Genomic DNA, 3,543 nt, shown 5'->3' with positions numbered 1-3,543 from the left:
CTGCTCGAGGCTAAATCCTTCAACCAGACCATGTGATTTCAAATCATCCTGAATCTGCTTCAGCCTGACATCCTCAAGCCGACCATGTACACTGAAACGAGCACGATCGGTCATCTCACCGGAAGTGACCAGCTCATACAGCCAGCAGGCTTCATTCAGGTCACTACTGCGAGCTAGAAGCGCTAAAAATTGATCTGCGGTAGCGCACGAGATACCGTAACCTGCGATCGTATCTCCTAATGCAGTACTTTCACAGGCACCTTCACGATCCACAATGAAGTTTCTTTTATAGCAGAACTCACAGGCTTCTTTGATATCCTCATCCATAAACGGAGCCCGGCTGAAGCTTTTTTGCAGTGCGCCAGCGACATCATCAAGAGTCCGACAACATCCACTCGCAACCAGATCGAGCATCAGGTCGGCAGTCGATTTTTGGGCGAGGTGCCCCTCGAACTCTGAGGGTTTACCGAGCATGAATTTGTTCCAGATGACCTCTTTTTCAAACTCGGAATTGACCAGAAGCAGAGCTTTTCCCGGCCTGTCGGTGTATCTCAAGCGACCCGCCCGCCCGCACATATTCTCATATTCCGACCAGTTCAGATGATGAGCCAGGAGTCGTTTGTGGTAACAGCCGGGGGCGAACTTGAACGGTTCAAGAAATACAACTCCGGCTGGAAGATTGAGGCCCATCGCCAAAGTCGTAGTGGCAAAGATCACCCTGATCTTTCCGGCGCGAAATCCATGCTCCAAAATCCGGCGTTGTTCGAAAGAAAGGTCCGCGTGATGAAACGCGACACCGTATTCGAGTAGTTCGATCAGCTTATCCCCCAGGCCGGTGCGATCACCCGAAGAAAGTGCCTTAATCGCATCATCGGCCCGCAATGGTTCAACCATATCGGTTATTGACTCTGCGAAATACTGGCAGGATACCCTGCTCTTCAAAAAGACCAACACCTTCTCACCGGTTTCAATAAAATTTACAACAGACCTCAAAAGTTGATCTTCGGGAGCCAGGTTGTCATCATCGAGAACCAGTTCGCTACCGATTTGTCCGCTGTTGTAACTGCGGTAGTCGAACCTTCCCTGCCAGAGTACTCCCTGGTAGAGATCGACCGGGCGATAGCTGGAGGTCAGAAGTCCAGCTGAAAGCCAGTTCGCCAGGTCGCCGGACGAGGACAGTACCGCCGACAATCCAACCAGACGGCAGTTGTAGCGCGCTACTTTTATCTTTAACAACAAAAGTTCCAGAGAAGACCCGCGGCCGGAATCGCCGATCATCTGAAGTTCATCGATAAGAATCAGATCTATTAACGAGAGTATATCCAGGTTGCGAGTCAAAAGCTGGCTGAACTTTTCAAAAATTACAACTGCCAGATCGAAATCACCGCGTTGAAAAGCGAAATCATGTTTGCGACGGTCGCCGGTGGAGATGATCGTTTTGAGCCCCAGACGGGCATACTTCTGTTGAAAATCGTGATAACGTTCCTCGGCAAGCGCCTTGAGCGGAACTAAATAGACCGCTTTTCGCCCGGCTGTCAATGCCCTCGCCATCGCAATTTCGCCACAGAATGTCTTGCCCGATGAAGTTGGTGCCGAGATTATCAGATTGGACTGTCCCAGTAAATCAAACTCGCGAATCGCCTTTTCCTGTAGAGGCAGAAGTGTATCGCCAACAGAATCCTTCCAGCTTTGAATTAATATATCCGGAAAACCACAGGCTTTCAGATCCTCCATTAGCATAGCCAATCCTCCCTCACCCGCAACGCGACCATCCGCAAAAAGGACAGAAACAGCATCCACAGGAAGGCACCAGACCAGACCCGCACTCCGGACAAACGAACTGCCTGCGGTTATATTTGTCAGGCGAACTGTCCTCATTTTTGAAAATGATCGAATCGCACGATAAATTAAACTCTAAAGACATCATAGCCCTGCAATTCTTATATAGACTGTAACTTGAAATCACCTACCCGATCAACCTGGAGGCATTATACTGCACATATGTGCAGTTGTCAAGCTGTAAATTGTATCGGTTTAAATTTTTAATTCTTTAACGGCTGATATTTATTCGTAATACACTGCAATATTGGCACTTACAATCCTGTGGAAGTTGCCAGAAATATTCCAGTTGCTCTTAATGATAAACTTGTTAACTTATCAGATCATGAACGAGATGGTTTTAAAACAGATCGGGGTGATCAGATCGGAGTTTAAAAAGGCAACCGACACACCGATTCAGACTGCGGTAGCTGGCGATCATGCGGGGGAAGTCGATATTTTCGAGGAGTATGTGGAGGGCCTGAAAGATTTGATAGGCTTCGATCGTATCTGGTTGATCTACTGGTGTGACCGTGCCGCTCATCCGAAACTGACGGTACGGCCGTACCTGGATCGGAAGCCTCACGGTGTCTTCGCTACCCGTGCCCCCTCACGCCCGAACCCATTGGGGATATCAGCGGTCCGATTGCATAAAATCGAAGGCAATAAATTGTATATCTCCGGAGTGGATATTCTCGACGGCACACCGCTTGTGGATATTAAACCATACGCACCCAGGTTCGACCATTTCGAGGTAGAGCGTTCTGGATGGCTGGATAATACAGATAACGGCCGGACAACAGCCGACGATCGTTTCGAGAGATCCGAGGAGGAATAGTTCTATTATCGCGTATCACTCTGATCATGAACACTAATAGTTTGATCGTCATTATAGACTGAAATTCAGGGAGGAAATATATGTCAACACTCGAGGATAAAACCGCAACATGGCTGAAGGAAATCGCGCCTTACAATATCCGGCGTTTTCCGCTCAGGCGCGACAACTGCGCTCTGCTCATAATCGATATGCAGAATTATTTCGTGGCCGAGGACGGCGGGATGTTTATTCCGGCTTCTCACGAGATCCTGCCGAATATCATCAAACTTCAACAGGCGTTTCGTGGCAAAAACAGGCCGGTCATATTCACTTCGCATTCTCACTATAGCCCGGAACTTGACGGTGGTAACCTGACATGGTGGTGGGACAGCTACTGCGAGGCTGGAAGCTACGGGGCCGAGATCTATCCCGACATCAAACCACTCGAAAATGAACGGGTGGTGCACAAGCATCGCTATTCGGCATTCGAGGGCACCGACCTGCAGATCATCCTGCATTCACTCGGGATAACCGACTTGGTGATAACCGGTGTGATGACCAACCTGTGTTGTGAAACCAGCGCGCGCGACGCTTTCAACAAAGACTACCGGGTTCAGTTCATTTGCGATGCTGTCGCTACTGCCAATGATGATATGCACCTGGCTACGCTCAAAAATATCTCTTTCGGCTTCGCTCCGGTGGTAACCGCCATAGAGGTAATCGAACATCTCGGCTGATTATTTGAGCTTGGGACTGACTTTGTAGCTGATCCAGACCGCGACCGGATTTTTGTTCTGCATCGCGGGGCTGTACTTTCTCTTCAGGGCGGCTTCAAGCGCGGCTTCCTCAAAACCGGCATTGACTCCCGCTTCCCTGGCGATTATGGCATCGCGGACTATGCCCTCCTG

4 protein-coding genes are annotated in these 3,543 nt (G+C 49.4%); 2 read left to right on the top strand and 2 right to left on the bottom strand.

Going from position 1 to position 3,543, the window contains the following annotated elements; all coding sequences use genetic code 11:
* Nucleotides 1-1,878: DEAD/DEAH box helicase (locus GF404_12565; protein ID MBD3383013.1), on the bottom strand; the 1,878-nt coding region annotated here is incomplete at its 3' end.
* A 286-nt stretch (nucleotides 1,879-2,164) separates the two neighbouring features.
* On the opposite strand from GF404_12565, the gene tsaA reads away from it, so the two are divergent.
* Complete coding sequence (tsaA, locus tag GF404_12560) at nucleotides 2,165-2,656, top strand: tRNA (N6-threonylcarbamoyladenosine(37)-N6)-methyltransferase TrmO (protein MBD3383012.1); 492 nt, start codon at nucleotides 2,165-2,167, stop codon at nucleotides 2,654-2,656.
* Between the two features lie 80 nt (nucleotides 2,657-2,736).
* On the top strand, nucleotides 2,737-3,372 hold the full coding sequence (locus GF404_12555) for an isochorismatase family protein (GenBank protein MBD3383011.1): 636 nt from the start codon (nucleotides 2,737-2,739) through the stop codon (nucleotides 3,370-3,372).
* Here the strand turns inward: GF404_12555 and GF404_12550 are convergent.
* Nucleotides 3,373-3,543: hypothetical protein (locus GF404_12550; GenBank protein ID MBD3383010.1), on the bottom strand; the 171-nt coding region annotated here is incomplete at its 5' end.

Source organism: Candidatus Zixiibacteriota bacterium (assembly GCA_014728145.1).
Taxonomy (GTDB): domain Bacteria; phylum Zixibacteria; class MSB-5A5; order JAABVY01; family JAABVY01; genus WJMC01.
The sequence above is the reverse complement of the archived record's forward strand: the minus strand, read 5'-3'. Positions and strand labels throughout refer to the sequence as shown.